The sequence below is a fragment of the Streptomyces sp. NPDC003393 genome (genome assembly GCF_053589015.1).
Window position 1 is genome coordinate 55,715 of the sequence record NZ_JBSFRB010000008.1, and the last position, 16,636, is coordinate 72,350.

Sequence of the window (16,636 nt, forward strand, 5' to 3'; positions counted from 1 at the left end):
CCGGCGGCGGCCCGGACTTCGGGTGAGTCACTGCGGACGCCCTGGCCGCGGCCGCAGTCCGTGCACGACCACCAGCCCGTGGTCGGCGTCGACCTCGACCCGGTCGCCGGTCGCGATCCTGGCGACCGGATCGTCGTCGAGTTCGGTCACCGTGGGGACACGGGTCACGATCGCACCGAGGGCGGCCTTCGTGGTCAGGTGGGTGAAGACCATCGCCAGCGGCGCGGTGCCCATGAGCCGGGTCGCCTGGAAGAAGCCGGACCAGCCCGAGGAACCCTTCGCCCCGGGGAAGACCAGCACCTTGCCGGTGAAGCAGGCGCCGTAGAGCTCGTGCCTGCGCTCGATGACGGTGCCGGTGGCCGGATCGATCCCGCCCCAGCCGGAGATGGTCTCGTGCGAGACCAGGGCCTCGCCCTCGACGCGTCCCGGGACGATGCCGCGGCCGCGGAGCAGGAGCCGCCGGGTCCCCGTGGCGCCGGTCATCGGGCCACCGCCGCGGGGGCCAGCGAGCCGCGCCAGCGACCGGTCACGGCGGCATCGACGCACTCCTGGGTGGTGCCGAACCAGGCCTCGATGCCGAGGATCGCCGGCAGGTAGTGGGCCTGCTTGGCCGAGTCGGTGGCGAACACCCTGGTGCCCGCCGGCGCGACCCGTGACATGGCCGGGCAGGAGTCGGTCAGGACCCGTCCGCCGGCGCGCTCGATGGTGGCTGTCCACCCGTTGCGGTCCGAGACGGCGCGCAGCGCGCGCGGTGTCATGACCCACAGTTCGGTCCCGGTCGACAGCGTGCGTCCTTCGAGTGCCCGCGCTACTTCACCGATCTGCTCGAGCGAGGCGTGCGGGCAGCCGATCAGCACGAAGTCGACGTCCTCGCTGTTCCCGATGGAGTTGAGCGAGTCGTAGACCGCGCGGCGCTCGGCCTCGCCGTAGTGCAGCGGACCGGGCGGGGCAGAGCCGCCGAAGGCGGCCTCGAGTGTCGGCGCGTCGGGGGTGCGTCCCGGAATGTGGTACATCTCGACACCGCCCGAGGAGGCGGCGGCCGCCCCGAAGTGCTTCAGGTCCGCCAGGTCGGGTTGGCCGAGGTCGCCGGTCATGACCGGCCGCGCCTCCTGGACCGCGTCGCCGACGAAGTAGCCGAACATCCCCCAGTCCTGGAAGCCGGTCATCCGCAGCCCGGACTCGATCAGATGGGTGCCGTAACGGTTCTTCACCAGGTGATTGCCCCAGCAGGGGATCCGGCCGGTGATGCTAGCCGCCCCGGTCGAGGCGCCCCCTTCGCAGTTGGTGCGCGCACCGAGGACGGAGTTGGCGTAGACCACCGCCGAGGACTCCATCCAGGCGATGTGCTCGCCGTAGGTCGGCAGGTTGCCGACCTGGTACGGCGTGCAGGTGGCCAGGACGTTGACGCCCTTGGAGCTGTAGAACGACTCGGCGTCGGCCTGCAGCTCGATGGTCCGCTCGGAGTACGGCATGATCCCCCGCGCGTCGTCGCCGAAGCCGTGCTGGAGCTGACAGGTCGGCACCTTCATCCGCGGCACCTCGATGTCGTCGTCGCAGTCGAGGCTGATCACCGCGAACGCCTTCGACCAGCCGCCCTCCTCGAACAACCGCGTCTTGGCGGGCGAGGGCTGGGTGTTGGTCCCCGCCACATTGCGGGTCTCGCACAACTGCTCGGCACCCAGTGCGTCGGCGTACCTGATGAGCAGGTCCATCGCCGCCGCGACGGCATCGCCGTCACGGCCGTCGCGCATGGCCTTCTCTTCGTCCGTCAGAGCGACCATCGGCTCCTCCTCGGTCCTCGCGGGCTCTCGGCGCCGCCGAGCACCGCCTTGTCGTCGGTGAGACTCATCGGGCGCCCTCCGCCGGAACGCCCTCCACGGTAAGCGGTGTTGCCGTACCCGCGGCGCCCGCACCGGCCGGGGCCGTCACGGGGTTCGTCTCGGGGCCGCGCCGCACCGCCACGTGCATCAGAAGGCCGCCGAAGACGATCAGCACGATCGGGGTGTACTGATACGGCATGATCTTGCTGAGCCAGAGCAGTTCGAAGGTGTACAGGCCCGGCAGGATCAGGCCGAACATGTAGCCGATGCCGTAGCCGCTGGCGCGGACGGAGGCCGGGAACCGCTCGTTGAGATAGGCGAGGATCACGCCGAGCGGCGCGGACGGAATCACCTTCGCGACCAGATAGATCACCACCGTCAGCCAGGCCGGCTGGTGCCCGCCGCGGCCCAGCGCGAGCGCCAGGAACGCACCGGCCACCACGAACGCCATGACCAGCGACCAGATCATCAGCAGTCGCCGGCGCCCGATCCGCTGCCCGACCCTGGCCAGCACCAGGATGAGCCCGATGGTCAGCACCGCGGCGATCACCTCTGCCGTGGTGCTCAGGTTCGCGCTGGACCCCAGCACCTGCACCAGCAGCGTCGGCAGGAAGGACACCGACATCTGGGTGGCGAACCAGTAGCCGCAGGTGAACAGGAACACGCTGAGGATCAGTGCCCGGTGCGTGGTGAACAGTTCCACGACCGGCTGCCGCCGGCCCTCCGCACGGCGCTGCGCGAACATCTCCGAGTCCTCCCGCACCCTGCGGTACGACCAGAGGTAGACCAGGCCCAGCAGGAAGCCGAGCAGGAACGGCAACCGCCAGCCCCAGGAGAGGAAGCCGTCCTCCGGCACGACGTTGAGCATCAGCAGCAGCAGCGAGTTGATCACCAGGAACGAGGCGGGCGCTCCGGCACCGATCAGCCCGCCGACCCACCCGCGCCGCTCCGGCCCCGCCTGTTCCAGCGCGAGCGGCATCGGCGCGGCGTAGCCTCCGGCCAGGAAGACGCCGCTGGTCAGGCGCAGTGCCGCGAAGGCCACAATGGCGCCGGACCCCCAGGTGGCGTGGCCCGGCAGCAGCCCCATCAGCAGGGTGCTGATGGTGAAGCCCCACCCGCTGATCAGCGTGGTCCGCTTGCGGCCGATACGGTCGGAGACGTTGCCGAAGATCACGCTGCCGATGGGCCGGCCGAGGAGTCCGACGGTGAACATCAGCGTGGTCATGGTGGCCCGGGTCGCGGCGGGCATGCCGTCCGGCATGAAGTACCCCATGGCGGCGGGCAGCACGAGTGCGGGCAGATACACATCAAAGCTGTCGATGAACATCGAGAACGCACCCGCACGAGCGGAACGCCGCGCGTCGGCTTCGTCGACGTGGGCGGCGAGACGGGCTTCGGACAGCGTCACTGCAGGCTCCTGAAGGCCGGGAACGGGGACTGTCGGGGACGTGGGGGTGGGTTTGCGGGTTCTTTCAAAGGGGTGGGGACGGCAGGGGGACGGGGACGACAGGGACGAAGGGAAGCGGGGATCGGGGGCGCCGTGGGGCGACGCCCCCGTGCTACCTGGGCCGCAGCACGGCCCCCTCGTCCAGCGGCCGCACCGTCCGCCGGTACACCGACAGCCAGCCCGTCTCGCCGTGCTCCGGGGCGGGCAACGGCTGAGCGCGCCGACGTTCGAGTTCGTCGGCCGGAACGCGCAGTTCGCAAAGCCGCCCCGGCAGGTCGATATGGACCACGTCGCCGTCGCGGACCAGCGCGATGGGGCCCGCGTCCGCGGCTTCCGGCCGCACCTCGCCGACCACGATGCCGCGGTTGACCAGGCCGGACAGCTGCCCGTCGGTGATCACGGCGACCTTGCCGGTGAGCCCGGCGCGGTCGAGCGCGAAGACGATCTGGGAAGCCATCCCCATCCCTGGACGCCCGCGCGGCCCCAGCCCGCGGACCACCACCACCTCGCCCGCCCCGATCGCACCCGAGGTGAGCGCGGCGAGCGCGTCCTCCTGGCTCCCGTAGCAGCGCGCGGGCCCGGTGAACGTCTCGGGCCGCGCCCCTCCCGCGGAGTCCACGGAGAGTTTCACGATGCCGCCGAGCGGAGTGAGCGACCCCCGCAGGACGAGGATCAGCGGATCCCTCGAGAACGGCTGCTCCCCGGACCGGATGACCTCCGGATCGGCCGCCGTGACCCCGGCGATGTTGTCACCGACGCATGCGCCCGTCGCCGTCAGCACATCGAGCTCCAGCAGGTCCTCGAGCTGCGCCATCACCGCGCGTGCCCCGCCCGCCGCGTCGAACTGCTCAATGGTGTGGGGGCCGTTGGGCCGCACAGCCGAGAGCAGCGGCGTCTGCCCGCCCAACTCGTCGTAGAGCGCGGTGATGGAGATGTCGACCCCGGTCTCCGCCGCCACCGCCTGAAGGTGCTTGATCGTGTTGATCGAGGCGCCGACGGAGAGCGCCACCCGGGCCGCGTTACGGAAGGCCGCCTCGGTCATGATCGCGCGGGGCCGCAGCTCCTCGCGGACCATGGCCACGATCCGTTCAGCCGCCCGGTCCGCCTCCCGCCACATGGCGGGGGAATCGGCTGCGACCGGAGTGGATCCGGGCAGGGCCATGCCCAGGGCCTCGGCGACGATGTGCATCGAGTTCGCGGTGCCCATGCCGGCGCAGACACCGGGGCCGCGCACCGCGTCCTCACTCATCTCGGTCAGCTCACCGGTGAGCGTGTCGCTCGGCGTGCCGCAGGCGTGCAGGAAGACGTCCTCGATGTCGCAGTGCGCCCCGCGGAACCGTCCGCTCGGCTGGTAGCCGCAGGCCAGCAGCAGGGTGGGGATGTTCAGCCGCCCTGCCGCCATCAGCTGGGCCGGGGCGGTCTTGTCGCAGCTCGCGAGGCAGATCATGCCGTCGAGCTGGGCGCCTTCCACCCCCACCTCGATGTCGTTCACGATCAGATCGCGGGCGGAGAGGATGTAACCGCCGCCGTGCCCCGCCGAGTGGATGAAGTCGCTGGGCGCGGTGGTGCGCACCTCGAACGGCAGCCCGCCGGCCGCCCGGATGCCCTCCTTGACCCGGGCCGCCACGCCGTCCAGATGGCTGAAGCAGATCGCCAGGTCCGACGACGAGTTCACCACCGCGATCTTCGGTTTGAGCATGTCCTCGTCGGACAGGCCCAGCGCCCGCCACTGGGCACGGCGCGTGGCCCAGCGCACGGTGCCGGGCCGGTAGTTGCTGCGGAGCATGCGTCCTCCCGTGGACTTCTGCCGCATGGACGGGTGATGGGTGTTCTTCTCGGAAAACCGGGCGCGGGTCTGCGCCCGCCGCACGGGAGGCGGTCGGGGCTCGCACGGACCGGCGAGCAGAAACCGCTTGGCCCGTGACCGCCCTCAGTCGTCGAGATTGCCGGCGAGGCGCCCCGCCAGTTCCCCCAGGTCGACGTCGTGCACGCTTCCGGAGCCGGAGGGCACGCCGATCATCTCCAGGACGTGCGCGGCCGCGAACCCCATCGCCCCGCACGGCCCCATCACCCGGATGCTGGACAGCGCCGCCGCGTCACCGTCCACGCAGCGGCCCGCGACCAGCAGGTTGTGCACATCCGGCGGGGTCATCGAGCGCAGCGGCACATAGTGCAGGTGGTCGGGTCCGAAGGTCTCCCAGACGTATCCCCGCGGACTGTCGTGCAGCTCGATCGGCCAGGCGGTACGGGCCACCGCGTCGGGGAAACGGCTGCCGGAGCGCACCTCGTCGACGGTGAGTTGGTGCACCGCCTGCACCCACCGGGTCTGCCGCCGGCCGGGGAACCCGTAACTGCGCACCCGGGCCTTGGCGAACGACTCGGGGAACTCGGCCCGCAGGAACTCCACGACCCGGTCGGCCTGCGCCTTGCCGTCCAGCTGGGCGCGCGCGGCGGCGACCGGCTCCAGCGGGGCTTGGATGTGGGTCATGTTGAGGACGGCGGTACCGCGGCCGGGGAAGAAGAATGCGAGGCCGTCGTGGCGCGTCAGACCGTACCGGTCGGCCTTCTCCTTGACGCGTGCGGCCAGCACGTCGGGCTCGGGCCGCCCCTCCTCGGCCAGGTGCTCGACGACCAGCTGCTGGGAACCGTAGATCTCCCGCTCCGGCAGCCGGCACGGCAGCCCGGCCTCCCAGGCGAGCGAGGCGTCACCGCTGGCGTCGACGAATCCGGCGGCCCGCACGTCGAGGGTGCCGTAGCGGGTGGCGAACCGCACCGCGCGCACCCGCCCCTCGTCGCGCGTCACTTCGGTGATCACCGCCCCGGTCACCGCCTGGATGCCGTGCGCACGGACGGTGTTCTCGACCCAGCGCCCGAGGGCCACCTCGTCGTAGCCGACGGTGGTGGTGTGCGTCCGTTTGTAGAAGAGGTCGCCGCTGGCCCCCAGATCGCGGAAAATGTCGTCGAAGATCCCATGGGTGATCTGTCGGTGCTGCGGTGCGTTGCCGAACACGCCGCAGAAAAGACCGATCAGCGAATTGACCATCTGCCCGCCGAGCACCGGAAGCGCATCGACGAGGACGACGCTTCTGCCCAGTCGCGCCGATTCAACGGCCGCGGAAAGTCCCGCGATTCCCGCACCGACCACACAGACATCGGCTTCGAGTTCATGAGCAGCGGGTGTGGCGGCCTTGGTGACGGTACGGACTTTGAGTTCAGTCAGTGCATGGGGCATGCGCGTCAATGTAAGGAGGGCGGCGCTCCCCTTGGAAGGCACCGGAAGATAGACAATCCAGCTGATCCAACATCAGTGTGATTGATGTTCCCAGGTCAGAGTGGGTGCTGGAGGTGGCATTCACAGTCCGGCCGCTGCTTCCACCAGGGTCTGCCGCAGCCATTGATGGGCCGGGTCACGGTCGTGGTCCACATGCCACCAAAGCTTTTCCGTGATGGGTTCCGGATCTCCGGGGCAGGGCAGTACGGAAAGGCCCATCGGCCCCGCCACACGCTGGGCGAGGCGTTCCTGGAGCAGCGCGATACGGTCGGTGCCGGCCACGAAATGCGGCACGGCCTGATAGCTCTCCACCCGCACCCGGATGTCCGGTTCGATTCCGAACAGGGCCAGTTGCCGTGTCATCGGGGCCGCCGTCATGGAACCCGGATCGGGGTGGAAAGGCGCCACCCAATCCATCCGTGCCATGTCGGAAAGGCTCAGCGAACCGCGCAGCGCATACGAGTGCGACGCGTCGATCACGCACACCCAGCGGTCCGTGAACAGGTCCACCGACCTCAGCCCCGGCACCTCGAACCGGCTCACCGGCGGCGCGATCATCCCGTCGATGAACCGCACGGTCTCCGCCGCGTCCGTGGTGAACGCCTCGCGCACCAGACGTATGTGCGTCTCCACCCGCGGCGCCCGCTGCGCCAGCGCCGCCGAGAGCCGTGTACCGAGGACGGCCACGGTGTAGTCCGCCATCAACAGCGTGAACTGCCTGCGTGAGCTTCCGGGATCGAACCGGTTGTCCGTGGCGAACAGCCGCTCCGCAGTCGCGCACACCGTCTCGACCTGATCGGCCAGCTGCATCGCCAGCGGCGAGAGCACATACCCGGATCTGCCGCGGATCAGCAGATCGTCCCCGAAGTGTCGGCGCAGCCGCCCGAGCGCGGCACTGGCCGCGGGCTGCGTCACCCCGATCCGTGCCGCCGCCCGCGTCACGTTCCGCTCACGCAGCAGCTCCCGCAGGGCCACCAGCAGGTTCAGGTCCAGGTTCGCCAGATGGACGGAGGCTTGCCGTGTCACGGGCGGACTATAACCTCACGCCTTGAGCGCAGCGGCCGACCTGGCGGCCTGCTCGATCTTCGCGCAGTAGGCCGCGCGCGCTTCCTCGTCGATCCGCTGCTCGTGCTCGGCGCGCAACCCGGTCCGGCCGTCGAGGCCCTCGCGCAGGATGTCGGCGTGTCCGGCATGCCGGACGGACTCACCGAGCACATGGACCATGACGGCGAACAGGTTCGTGTTGAGATAAGGCTCCGGCCACCACGGCACGTGGCCGGGGGCGTCGAGGGCAAGCTCGTCGATCGTCGCGTCCGAGTGCTCCCACGTGCGCCGGTAGAACCCGATGATCTGATCGCGGGTCTCGTCCTCGCTCGCCCACAGATCGCTGCCGTCGGAATCCTGCCACCGGGGCAGCGGTTCCGGGGAAGGGCGGCCGAAGACCTCGCCGAAGTACCTGGCCTCCACGGTGGCCACGTGTTTGACCAGGCCGAGGAGGTTAGTCCCGGTCGCGGTCAAAGGCCGGCGGGCGTCGTACTCGGACAAGCCGTCGAGTTTCCACAGCAGCGCCTTGCGGTCCCGCCGCAGCCTCCCGTGCAGGTTGTCCTTCGCGAATGCGTCGATCATGCGGCGTGAGCCTGCCATGGACTGCTCGTGGTCTCAACCTCCCGTACGTGGCCCTGGGCCGCACGCGCATCCGCCCGCCCGGCCCCCAGGACGATCGGACAGCGCCTCGGCCTGACCGTCGAGCCGGTCAGCCGCCCCGGAGTGCGGCACGATCCGCACGTCTCTGCGGTCCCCGCGCCACCCTGAACCCGGTGTTCCCGCTGGAGCTGTCCGGGGTGTTGCCCATGCGGGCCGACGTGCGGTAGCGCAGGCAGTACGACTCGTGGCACATGTGCGAGCCGCCCTTGAGGATGCGGGCGCCCGGGGCGAACCAGTCGGCGCACCATTCCCAGACGTTTCCCGTCATGTTGAAAAGGCCATAGCCGTTCGGCGGGAAGGCGTCCACCGGGCAGGTGGCACGGTAGCCGTCGGCGGCGGTGTTACGCCCCGGGAACGTGCCGCGGAAGATGTTCATGCGGTACTCGCCCCCCGGGTCGCGTTCGTCACCCCAGGGATACGGTTTGCCCTCCAGGCCGCCGCGTGCCGCGTACTCCCACTCGGCCTCGGCCGGCAGGCGCGTGCCGGACCAGCGGCAGTAGGAGAGGGCGTCGTCGTAGGAAACGTGCACCACTGGGTGGTCCTCGCGGCCGTCCAGGACGGACGCGGGGCCCTCCGGGTGGCGCCAGTCGGCGCCGTGGACCTGCCGCCACCAGGGGGTGGCGGCCGCCGCCCGGGTGGGCGGGAAGTCATCGGGGAGGAAACCGCCGAAGACGAAGGACCAGCCGAAGCGTTCGGCGTCCGTCCGGTAGCCGGTGGCGTCGGCGAACGCGGCGAACTCGGTGTTGGTGACGGCCGTCGCGCTGATGGTGAAGGCATCGACCCTCACCTCGCGGAGGGGCCCCTCGCCATCCGCCGGGTACGGGGAGTCGTCGCTGCCCATGAGGAAGGGGCCGCCGGGCAGTTCCCGCCAGCCGCCGTGCGGGTCGGCGGCGGGGGCGTGCTCGTCGCGGGTGGTCACGGTGACTGCTGCCGCGGGTGTCGGTGACGGCCGCCGCGGGGCGCAGCAGGCCGGCCGGCCCGAGTCGTTGCTCATCGTGCTGCCCTCACGCCTGTGCGGCCGAGATCGAAGACACCGTAGGCGAAGCCCGCGGCGCCCACCAGGCCGTCGTTCACCTCGACTCCCGCGGCCTCGACGGCATCGACTATGGCGAGGCCGCCGGCGATGCCCTCGGGCAGCGTGAACTCCGCCCGGTCGCGGCGGGGGTTGACCACGACCAGGTACCGCCCGCCGCGCACGTACACGAAGGGGTATCCGGCGTGCAGCACCTGCACCCCGGCCCTGCTGCCCAGTTCCGGCGTCGATGTGCGCAGGGCGATCAGGCGGCGCACCAGGTTGAGGAGGGAGCCGGGGTCCTCGCGCTGGGCGGCGACCGTGGGGCGGGCGGGGTCCGAGTCGAGGGGGAGGTAGAGGCGGTCGGCGGGGGCGGTGGAGAAGCCGGCGTTCGCGGTGGAGTCCCACTGCATCGGGGTGCGTGAGCCGGCCCGGTTGTAGCGGGGGCCCAGGACGCTGCCCTCGTGCTCGGGCAGGCCGGCGATGTAGCGCATGCCGATCTCGTCGCCGTAGTACACCGCCGGGAGGGTCGGCCAGGTGAGCTGGAAGACGAAGGCCGCGGGGAGTTGCTCGGCGGTGCGCGGGCCGCAGGCGAGGCGGGAGAAGTCGTGGTTGGCGGTGGGCAGGGCGACGAAGCCGCCGCGGCCCGCGTCGCGGATCGCGGTGGTGGCGGTACGCCAGCCGTCGAGGAAGGTTGTCAGGGACCCGGTGCCGTCGGCGCCGAAGTAGGGCTCCAGCGGGGCCCAGTTCTCGCTGACGGTGCCGGTGTTGTTGTTCCACAGCGAGCGCAGCTTGAGGCCGTCGTCGGCGGCGCCGAACTGCAGGAAGAAGTCGGCGTGGAAGCCGGCCGGCACGGAGACGGCCGGGTCGCCCCACTCGGCCAGGAGAGCGGCCTGCGGATGCTTGTTGTCCATCCAGTCGCGCATGTCGCGCCACAGGCGGGCCGACTCGGCGTGGCCGGGGTCGTCCTTGACGAGCGAGGCGGCCATGTCGACGCGGAATCCGGCCAGGCCCAGGTCGAGCCAGTGCTCCATGATGTCGCGCAGGGCCTGGCGGTTGGCTCGCGGTCCGTCGGCGTCGACGGGCTGGCGCCAGGGCTCGTCCGGGTGCGAGCGCGCGTAGCCGAAGTTGAGGGCGGGCTGGCTGGGGAAGAAGTTCGGCTTGTACCAGCCGCGGCGGGTGCCGGGCGAGGGCTGGAAGCCGTCGCCCGGGTGGGTGTCGCCCTCCGCCCAGATGTAGCGGTGGTCAAGGGGGTCGTCGGCGGACTGTGTGAACCACGGGTGCTGGTCGGAGGTGTGGCCCGCCACCAGGTCCAGCAGCACGCGTATACCGCGGCGCCGGGCGCTTTCGACGAGCCGGGCCAGGCTGTCGTTAGTGCCGTAGCGGGGGGCGACGGTGAGGTAGTCGGACACGTCGTAGCCGGCGTCCTCAAACGGCGAGGCGAAGCACGGGTTGAGCCAGACGGTGTTCACGCCGAGCCAGGCCAGATGGTCGAGCCGCTGCTCGATGCCGGCGAAGTCGCCGATGCCGTCGCCGTCCCCGTCGGCAAAGCTCTGCGGATATATCTGGTAGAGAACGGCGTCGGCCAGCCACTCGGTGGCGGGGCGGGTGTCGCGGCCGGGGTCGGGTGTCGTCATGGTGCCGTCCCTTCAGGAGGCGGTCGGCGCGGGCAGCACGCCCTGCGGTGTGTCACCGAAGTGGCGCTGGATCTCGTCCAGTCGGGCCGTGAGGTCCTTGACCACGTCCGCGTACTGCGGGTCGTCGTAGCGGTTGTGCAGCTCGTGGGGGTCTCGGGTCAGGTCGAACAGCTCCCAGGCGGGCGTGCGCGGCGCGTCCTTGGCTCCGTCCGCGCCCGAGCCGTGGCCGGGGTAGTGGATGAGCTTGTGGGTCCGGGTGCGGATGCCGTAGCAGGCCTGGACGTTGTGGCAGACGTCCAGGTGCATGTAGTAGCGGTAGTAGACGGCGTCCCGCCACTCCTTGTGGTCCTCCCCCTTCACCAGGGGTACGAGCGACCGGCCCTGCATCCGGGGATGCGGCGCCAGGCCCGCGATGTCCAGCAGCGTGGGGGCGTAGTCGATGTTCGCCACCAGCTCCTCGTGGCGTGAGCCGGCCTCGGCGACGCCGGGCCAGCGGAGCACCAGCGGGATGCGCATGCCCTCCTCGTACATGAACCGCTTGTCGAACCAGCCGTGCTCGCCGAGGAAGAAGCCGTGGTCGGAGGTGTAGGTGACGGCGGTGGAGGTGTCGAGGCCGGTGACGTCGAGGTAGTGCAGCACGCGGCCGACGTTCTCGTCGAGGGCGGCGATCACCCGGAGGTAGTCCTTGATGTAGTGCTGGTAGCGCCACTCGCGCTCCTCACGCGGTGACAGTCCGGGCGGCACCGGTACGCCCTTGAGGTCCTCGTCGGTGAGGTCCTCCATGCTCATCTTCGCCTCGTGCGCGGCGGGAGCGCGGGTGTCGAGGTCGTCGTGGAGGGTGGGCGGGGCGGGGATGTCCTCGTGCTCGTACAGGTGCCGGTGGCGTTCGGCGGGCTCGAACGGGCGGTGCGGCGCCTTGTGCTGGATCAGCAGGCAGAAGGGCTTGTCGGGGTCGCGCTTGTCGAGCCAGCTCAGCGCGAGGTCGGTGATGATGTCGGTGACGTAGCCCTGGTACTTCTTCCTACCGTCGGCGCTGACGAAGTCGGGGTCGTGGTAGACGCCGTGCTCCGGCAGGATCTCCCAGTAGTCGAAGCCCTGGGGGTCGTGGCCCTCGCCGTGGCCGAGGTGCCACTTGCCGACGATCGCGGTCTGGTAGCCCGCCTCCTGCAGCATCTTCGGGAACGACGGCTGGCCGGCGTCGAACCGGTGGTTCGGGCCCTCCAGCGAGGTCATGCCGTTGACATGGCTGTAGGTGCCGGTCAGCAGGGTGGCGCGGGCGGGCGAGCAGATCGCGTTGGTGCAGAAGGTGTTCTCGAAGACCGTGCCCTCGGCGGCGAGGCGGTCGACCGCCGGGGTCTTGTTGATCAAGCTGCCGTAGGCGCCGATGGCCGCGGGGGCGTGGTCGTCGGTCATGAACAGGATGATGTTCGGGCGCTGGGAGATGGCCATGGTCGGTGGACTCCGGTGGATGGGGGGTGGGACCGTGCTTTTCCGATATGAGACCTGTGGGGCGCCGCACCGCGGCCAAGGGCCACTGGCACGGGTCCGGGCACGCCCGCCGCTTCCCACGGCGGGCGTGCCCGGACCCAGCGGTTCAGGCGACCGTCAGGGTGCAGCGGGCGTCGGCCAGGGAACTCGTACCGGCGTACAGGTCGATCCGGCCCGGCTCGAGGGTGAAGTGACCGGCCTGGTCGTTCGTCCAGAAGCCGAGGTCCTCGGCGCCGAGCGTGAAGCACACCTGCGTGGACTGTCCCGGCTCCAGCGTGATGCGGCGGAATCCGCGCAGCCGGCGCACCGGCTGGGTGATGCTCGCCACCGGATCGTGGACGTAGAGCTGGACGACCTCGTCGCCGGTGCGCTCGCCGGTGTTCGTCACGCTCACGCGGACCTCGACACACGCGCCGCGCTGGAGCTCGTCGACGGTGACCGACTGCCGGTCCAGCTGCGGCTCGCCGGTGGCGAACGTGGTGTAGCTCAGGCCGTGCCCGAAGACGAACTGCGGTCCGTCGGCGAGGTCGAGGTACTTGGAGACGTACTTCTCGTCGTCGTGCGCCGGGTCGTACGGGCGTCCGGTGTTCTCCCGGTTGTAGTAGAGGGGGATCTGGCCGATCGCCCGCGGGAAGGTGACCGGCAGCCTGCCGCCGGGGTCGACGGCGCCGAAGAGCACATCCGCGATGGCGTTGCCGGCCTCGATGCCCGGGTGCCACGCCTCCAGCAGCGCCGGGACACTGTCCACCCAGTCGCCGATCGTCAGCGGCCGGCCGTTGAGCAGGACGACCGCGAACGGCTTGCCGGTGGCGGCGACGGCGGCGATGAGCTCCTCCTGCCCGTCGGGCAGGGAGATGTCGCTGCGCACCGCGGCCTCGCCGCTGAGCTCGGGCTCCTCGCCGATCACGACGACCGTGACATCGGCGGACTCGGCGGCGGCGACGGCCTGGGCCACGTCGGCCCCGCCGTGAGTGACCGTCGCACCGGGTGCGGCGGCGCGTACCGCGTCCAGGACGCTGACCGACGGGAACCGGCGGCAGCCGGGGCCGGCCCACGCGCCGTGCAGGTCCGTGTGGTCGGCGAACGGGCCGACCACCGCGATGGACCCACTGCCGGCGTCGAGCGGCAGCACACCGCCGTCGTTCTTCATCAGGACCATGGAGCGGGCGGCGGTCTGCCGCGCCGCCGCCCGCGCCTGCGGTGTGGGCGCGTCTACGGCCGCCAACTCGTCGGTGTACGGGTTGTCGAAGAGGCCGAGCGCGAACTTCAGGCGCAGGATGCGGGCGACCGCGTCGTCGAGCCGGTCCTCGGTGACTTTGCCGTCGGCGAGCAGCTGCCGGCCGTGGTCGGCGATGTTCGTGCTGACCATCTCCACGTCGAGGCCGGCCGTCAGGGCCAGCCGTGCCGCGTCGGCGCCGTCCTCGGCGTAGCCGTGGGCGATGAGTTCCTCGACGCCCGTGTAGTCGCTGACGATCACCCCGTCGAAGCCCCACTCGCCTTTGAGGATGCCGGTCATCGTGTGCGGGTTGCCGTGCGCCGGGACGCCGCTGACGGTGTTGAACGCCGCCATGACGGTGGCCACCCCGGCGTCGACGGCCGCCCGGAACGGCGGCAGGTACAGGTTGCGCAGCCGCTGCTCGGAGACGTCCACGGTGTTGTAGTCCCGCCCGCCCTCGGCGCCGCCGTAGGCGACGAAGTGCTTCGCGCAGGCGGCGACGCGGTCGTCGGCGGTGAGGTCGTCGCCCTGGTAGCCGCGGACCTTGGCCGCGGCGAGGACGGCGTTGAGGTACGGGTCCTCGCCGCAGCTCTCCGCGATGCGGCCCCAGCGGGGCTCGTGGGTGACGTCCATCATCGGCGAGAACGTCCAGTGCACGCCGTTGGACCTGGACTCCTTCGCCGAGACCTCAGCGTCGCGCGCGACCACCGCCGGGTCGAAGCTGGACGCCTGGGCGAGCGGGATCGGGAAGGTGGTCCAAAAACCGTGGATCACGTCGAAGCCGAAGAGCAGTGGAATGCCCAGCCGGGACTCCTCGACCGCCATGCGCTGCAGGGTGTTGGTGTGGGCCGCGCCGTACAGGTTCAGCACCGAGCCGAGCAGGCCGGCCCGGGCCGCGCGCTCGACCTCCTCGGTCTGGCCGCCGCCGGGACCGGTGTCGCCGGTCCAGGTCAACTGCTGGAGCTGGCCCAGCTTCTCCTCGACCGTCATCCGGCCGAGCAGGGCCTTGACCTCGTGTTCGTATGGTCGGTGCATGTCCTGTCCTCTTGTCCCGCGTGTCACGCCTGGCACTGCCACCATGTAAGCGCATACAACATTGTGGTCCGGTGCGTCGGGGCGCACCAAGGGGGGTAGTCGGCCCTGGCGCGCCCCGGCTGCTCAGCCCCGGTGGATGGTGAACTCCGCCCGCCGCACCCGCAGCAGCGTGCACCCGCCCTCGAAGGAGCTCTTGGCGACACTGCAACGGGCCCGGCCGTCGACGGCCACGACGGCCTCCTCCTCCCCCCGGCCGTCGTCCTCTGCGGTGAGATCCACTACTTCCGCCTCAAGCGTTTGCCGTCGACGAGGATCTGCTTGTCCCGGTAGGTGACCGGGTCCGTCTCCTTGGCCGCGGTGACGTGCGATGCGGCCGCGGCAGGCATGGCAGGCGCGGCGTCCGCGCTGCCGGACGCGGTCACGGCCGCCACGGTGGCGGCGCCGATACCGCCGAGCACGGTCCTGCGGCCGGCCATGTTCTTCTTCTCCTGTGCCTCTGGCGTGCTCATATACCGAAGTCCTCCTTCGACAGCAGGGGCCTGAGACGGCGGGCGAAGCCTGCGCTGCGGAACGGCCGTTGCAGCAGGCCCGGCCTGAGCACCTGGGCGAGGGAGGCGGCCACCATGCCCTGGTCGAGCGAGAGCATCCGGTCGTTGACCTTGCCCGTGCTGACGTTGACCGAGTCGTAGAAGCCCATGCCGTCCTCGTAGGCGTCGAAGTCGCGCGCGATGTTGCGCAGGTTCCTCAGCGCGGCCCCGGGGGTGACCATCAGCGCAAGGAAGGCGGCGTGCGGGGTGACGACACCGTTGGTGTACGCGGACGGGTCGGGCTTCGGCTCGCCGTAGGGCACATAGGTGCGGTCGGTGTTGGAGCAGTAGCCCTCGGGCGAGATGCCGAAGTACTGGACGCCGTACTCCTGGTAGCCGCCTTCGGGAACACTGGCCGGGGAGAAGCCCCAGTAGCCGTACTCGGCGTCGAGGAGTCCGTGGTCGCGGTGGCCCATGGCGTGACGGGTGAGGTTCGTGCGCCAGGAGCTGGACCACTGGGCCGACGGCACGAACAGCTCCGGCATCAGCGCGCCGAACATCGAGCCGCCCCAGCCGGGCACGTGCTTGCGACCGCGGTAGACGTAGTGGCCGTTGAAGTAGCGCACGCCGTCGCGGGTGACCCAGCCGCCGCCCGGCGGCATCTCCTGCTTCTGCTCGGGCGTGAAGGTGCGCAGCATGTGCCAGTAGTGCTCACCGGGGACGGAGCCGTCGCCCAGGCCGAGGTAGCCGGCCATGCGGGTCTCGGAGACGAGGGAGCCGTAGAAGTAGGGGGTGAGGGCGTTGTCGTCGACGCGGAAGCCCGTGCGCATCTGGCCGGGGCCCTCGACCGGGTCGGCCGGGTCGTAGGGGGTGTAGAAGAAGGACCAGTCGATGTCCTTGCGCAGGCGCCGGATCCGGCCGCGCAGGGCGGGGTCGGCGTCCTCGGCGATGCGCAGGCCCACATCGAGCCAGGCATTGTCAATGGTGGACAGCAGAGGGCTGACGGGCGCCCCGCTTCCGGGCCAGGCGTCCAGGACCTCGCCGGTGAAGGTGTTGTACCAGTCGAACCAGAAGCCGTGCAGCCGCTCCATCTTCTCGACGGTGGTCAGGGTGCGGGCGAGGCGGCGGTGCATCTCGGGCTCGCTCATCAGCCCGAGCCCACAGGCGGCGACGGTGGACCACAGCCAGCAGCCGATGTTGGTGCTGGAGGTGTTCTCGGTGAGCACGGGCCGCTCGCCGCCGAGCTTGATGGTGTCGGCGGGCAGGCCGCTGTCGGCGACCATCGCCTCGAGCGAGCGGTAGGTGTCGACGAACCAGTGGGTGAGCAGCGCCTCGGCGTCCTGCGCGGGGCGCCGGCGGGCGTACGCGGGGGCGGCGCCGAGCGCGAGGGCACCGGTGGCGCCGGCCGTCGCGGCGAGGAAGGTACGGCGGTGCATGGAGCGATCCAACTCCCTTTGCAGCAGACGATGTGTGTGCGAG

At 70.8% G+C, this 16,636-nt stretch carries 14 protein-coding genes; all 14 read right to left on the reverse strand.

Going from position 1 to position 16,636, the window contains the following annotated elements; all coding sequences use genetic code 11:
* Positions 1-27: 27 nt before the first annotated feature.
* A complete protein-coding gene (locus ACWDUZ_RS10885) occupies positions 28-483 on the reverse strand; it encodes an aconitase X swivel domain-containing protein (RefSeq protein WP_451631488.1) in 456 nt (151 codons plus the stop codon).
* On the reverse strand, positions 480-1,781 hold the full coding sequence (locus ACWDUZ_RS10890; RefSeq protein ID WP_451631489.1) for an aconitase X: 1,302 nt from the start codon (positions 1,779-1,781) through the stop codon (positions 480-482). The genes ACWDUZ_RS10885 and ACWDUZ_RS10890 overlap by 4 nt, the downstream gene beginning before the upstream one ends.
* A gap of 64 nt (positions 1,782-1,845) precedes the next feature.
* The gene (locus tag ACWDUZ_RS10895) at positions 1,846-3,228 is read right to left on the reverse strand and encodes an MFS transporter (RefSeq protein WP_451631490.1); all 1,383 of its coding nucleotides are present in this window, start codon (positions 3,226-3,228) and stop codon (positions 1,846-1,848) included.
* Between the two features lie 151 nt (positions 3,229-3,379).
* The gene (gene ilvD / locus ACWDUZ_RS10900) at positions 3,380-5,053 is read right to left on the reverse strand and encodes a dihydroxy-acid dehydratase (RefSeq protein WP_451631491.1); all 1,674 of its coding nucleotides are present in this window, start codon (positions 5,051-5,053) and stop codon (positions 3,380-3,382) included.
* Between the two features lie 144 nt (positions 5,054-5,197).
* Positions 5,198-6,499: an FAD-dependent oxidoreductase gene (locus tag ACWDUZ_RS10905; protein ID WP_451631492.1), complete on the reverse strand. Its 1,302-nt coding sequence runs from the start codon at positions 6,497-6,499 to the stop codon at positions 5,198-5,200.
* A 120-nt stretch (positions 6,500-6,619) separates the two neighbouring features.
* Entirely contained in the window at positions 6,620-7,564 is a 945-nt protein-coding gene (locus ACWDUZ_RS10910) for a LysR family transcriptional regulator (RefSeq protein WP_451631493.1), read from the reverse strand.
* Positions 7,565-7,579: 15 nt separating this feature from the next.
* Positions 7,580-8,164, reverse strand: coding sequence for a DinB family protein (locus ACWDUZ_RS10915; RefSeq protein ID WP_451631494.1), 585 nt, complete (start codon positions 8,162-8,164; stop codon positions 7,580-7,582).
* Positions 8,165-8,291: 127 nt separating this feature from the next.
* Positions 8,292-9,236, reverse strand: coding sequence for a formylglycine-generating enzyme family protein (locus ACWDUZ_RS10920; RefSeq protein WP_451631495.1), 945 nt, complete (start codon positions 9,234-9,236; stop codon positions 8,292-8,294).
* Positions 9,233-10,891, reverse strand: a complete 1,659-nt coding sequence (locus ACWDUZ_RS10925) for an alpha-amylase family glycosyl hydrolase (RefSeq protein ID WP_451631496.1) — start codon at positions 10,889-10,891, stop codon at positions 9,233-9,235. The genes ACWDUZ_RS10920 and ACWDUZ_RS10925 overlap by 4 nt, the downstream gene beginning before the upstream one ends.
* 12 nt (positions 10,892-10,903) lie before the next feature.
* A complete protein-coding gene (locus ACWDUZ_RS10930) occupies positions 10,904-12,340 on the reverse strand; it encodes a sulfatase family protein (protein WP_451631497.1) in 1,437 nt (478 codons plus the stop codon).
* A 145-nt stretch (positions 12,341-12,485) separates the two neighbouring features.
* Positions 12,486-14,630, reverse strand: coding sequence for a glycoside hydrolase family 3 N-terminal domain-containing protein (locus ACWDUZ_RS10935; RefSeq protein WP_451631498.1), 2,145 nt, complete (start codon positions 14,628-14,630; stop codon positions 12,486-12,488).
* Between the two features lie 123 nt (positions 14,631-14,753).
* On the reverse strand, positions 14,754-14,909 hold the full coding sequence (locus tag ACWDUZ_RS10940) for a hypothetical protein (RefSeq protein WP_451631499.1): 156 nt from the start codon (positions 14,907-14,909) through the stop codon (positions 14,754-14,756).
* On the reverse strand, positions 14,909-15,139 hold the full coding sequence (locus tag ACWDUZ_RS10945; RefSeq protein ID WP_451631500.1) for a hypothetical protein: 231 nt from the start codon (positions 15,137-15,139) through the stop codon (positions 14,909-14,911). Before ACWDUZ_RS10945 ends, ACWDUZ_RS10940 begins: the two co-directional genes overlap by 1 nt.
* Positions 15,136-16,593 carry a glucoamylase family protein gene (locus tag ACWDUZ_RS10950; RefSeq protein WP_451631501.1) on the reverse strand — a complete coding sequence of 486 codons (1,458 nt, stop codon included), beginning with the start codon at positions 16,591-16,593 and terminating at the stop codon, positions 15,136-15,138. The genes ACWDUZ_RS10945 and ACWDUZ_RS10950 overlap by 4 nt, the downstream gene beginning before the upstream one ends.
* Positions 16,594-16,636 lie beyond the last annotated feature (43 nt).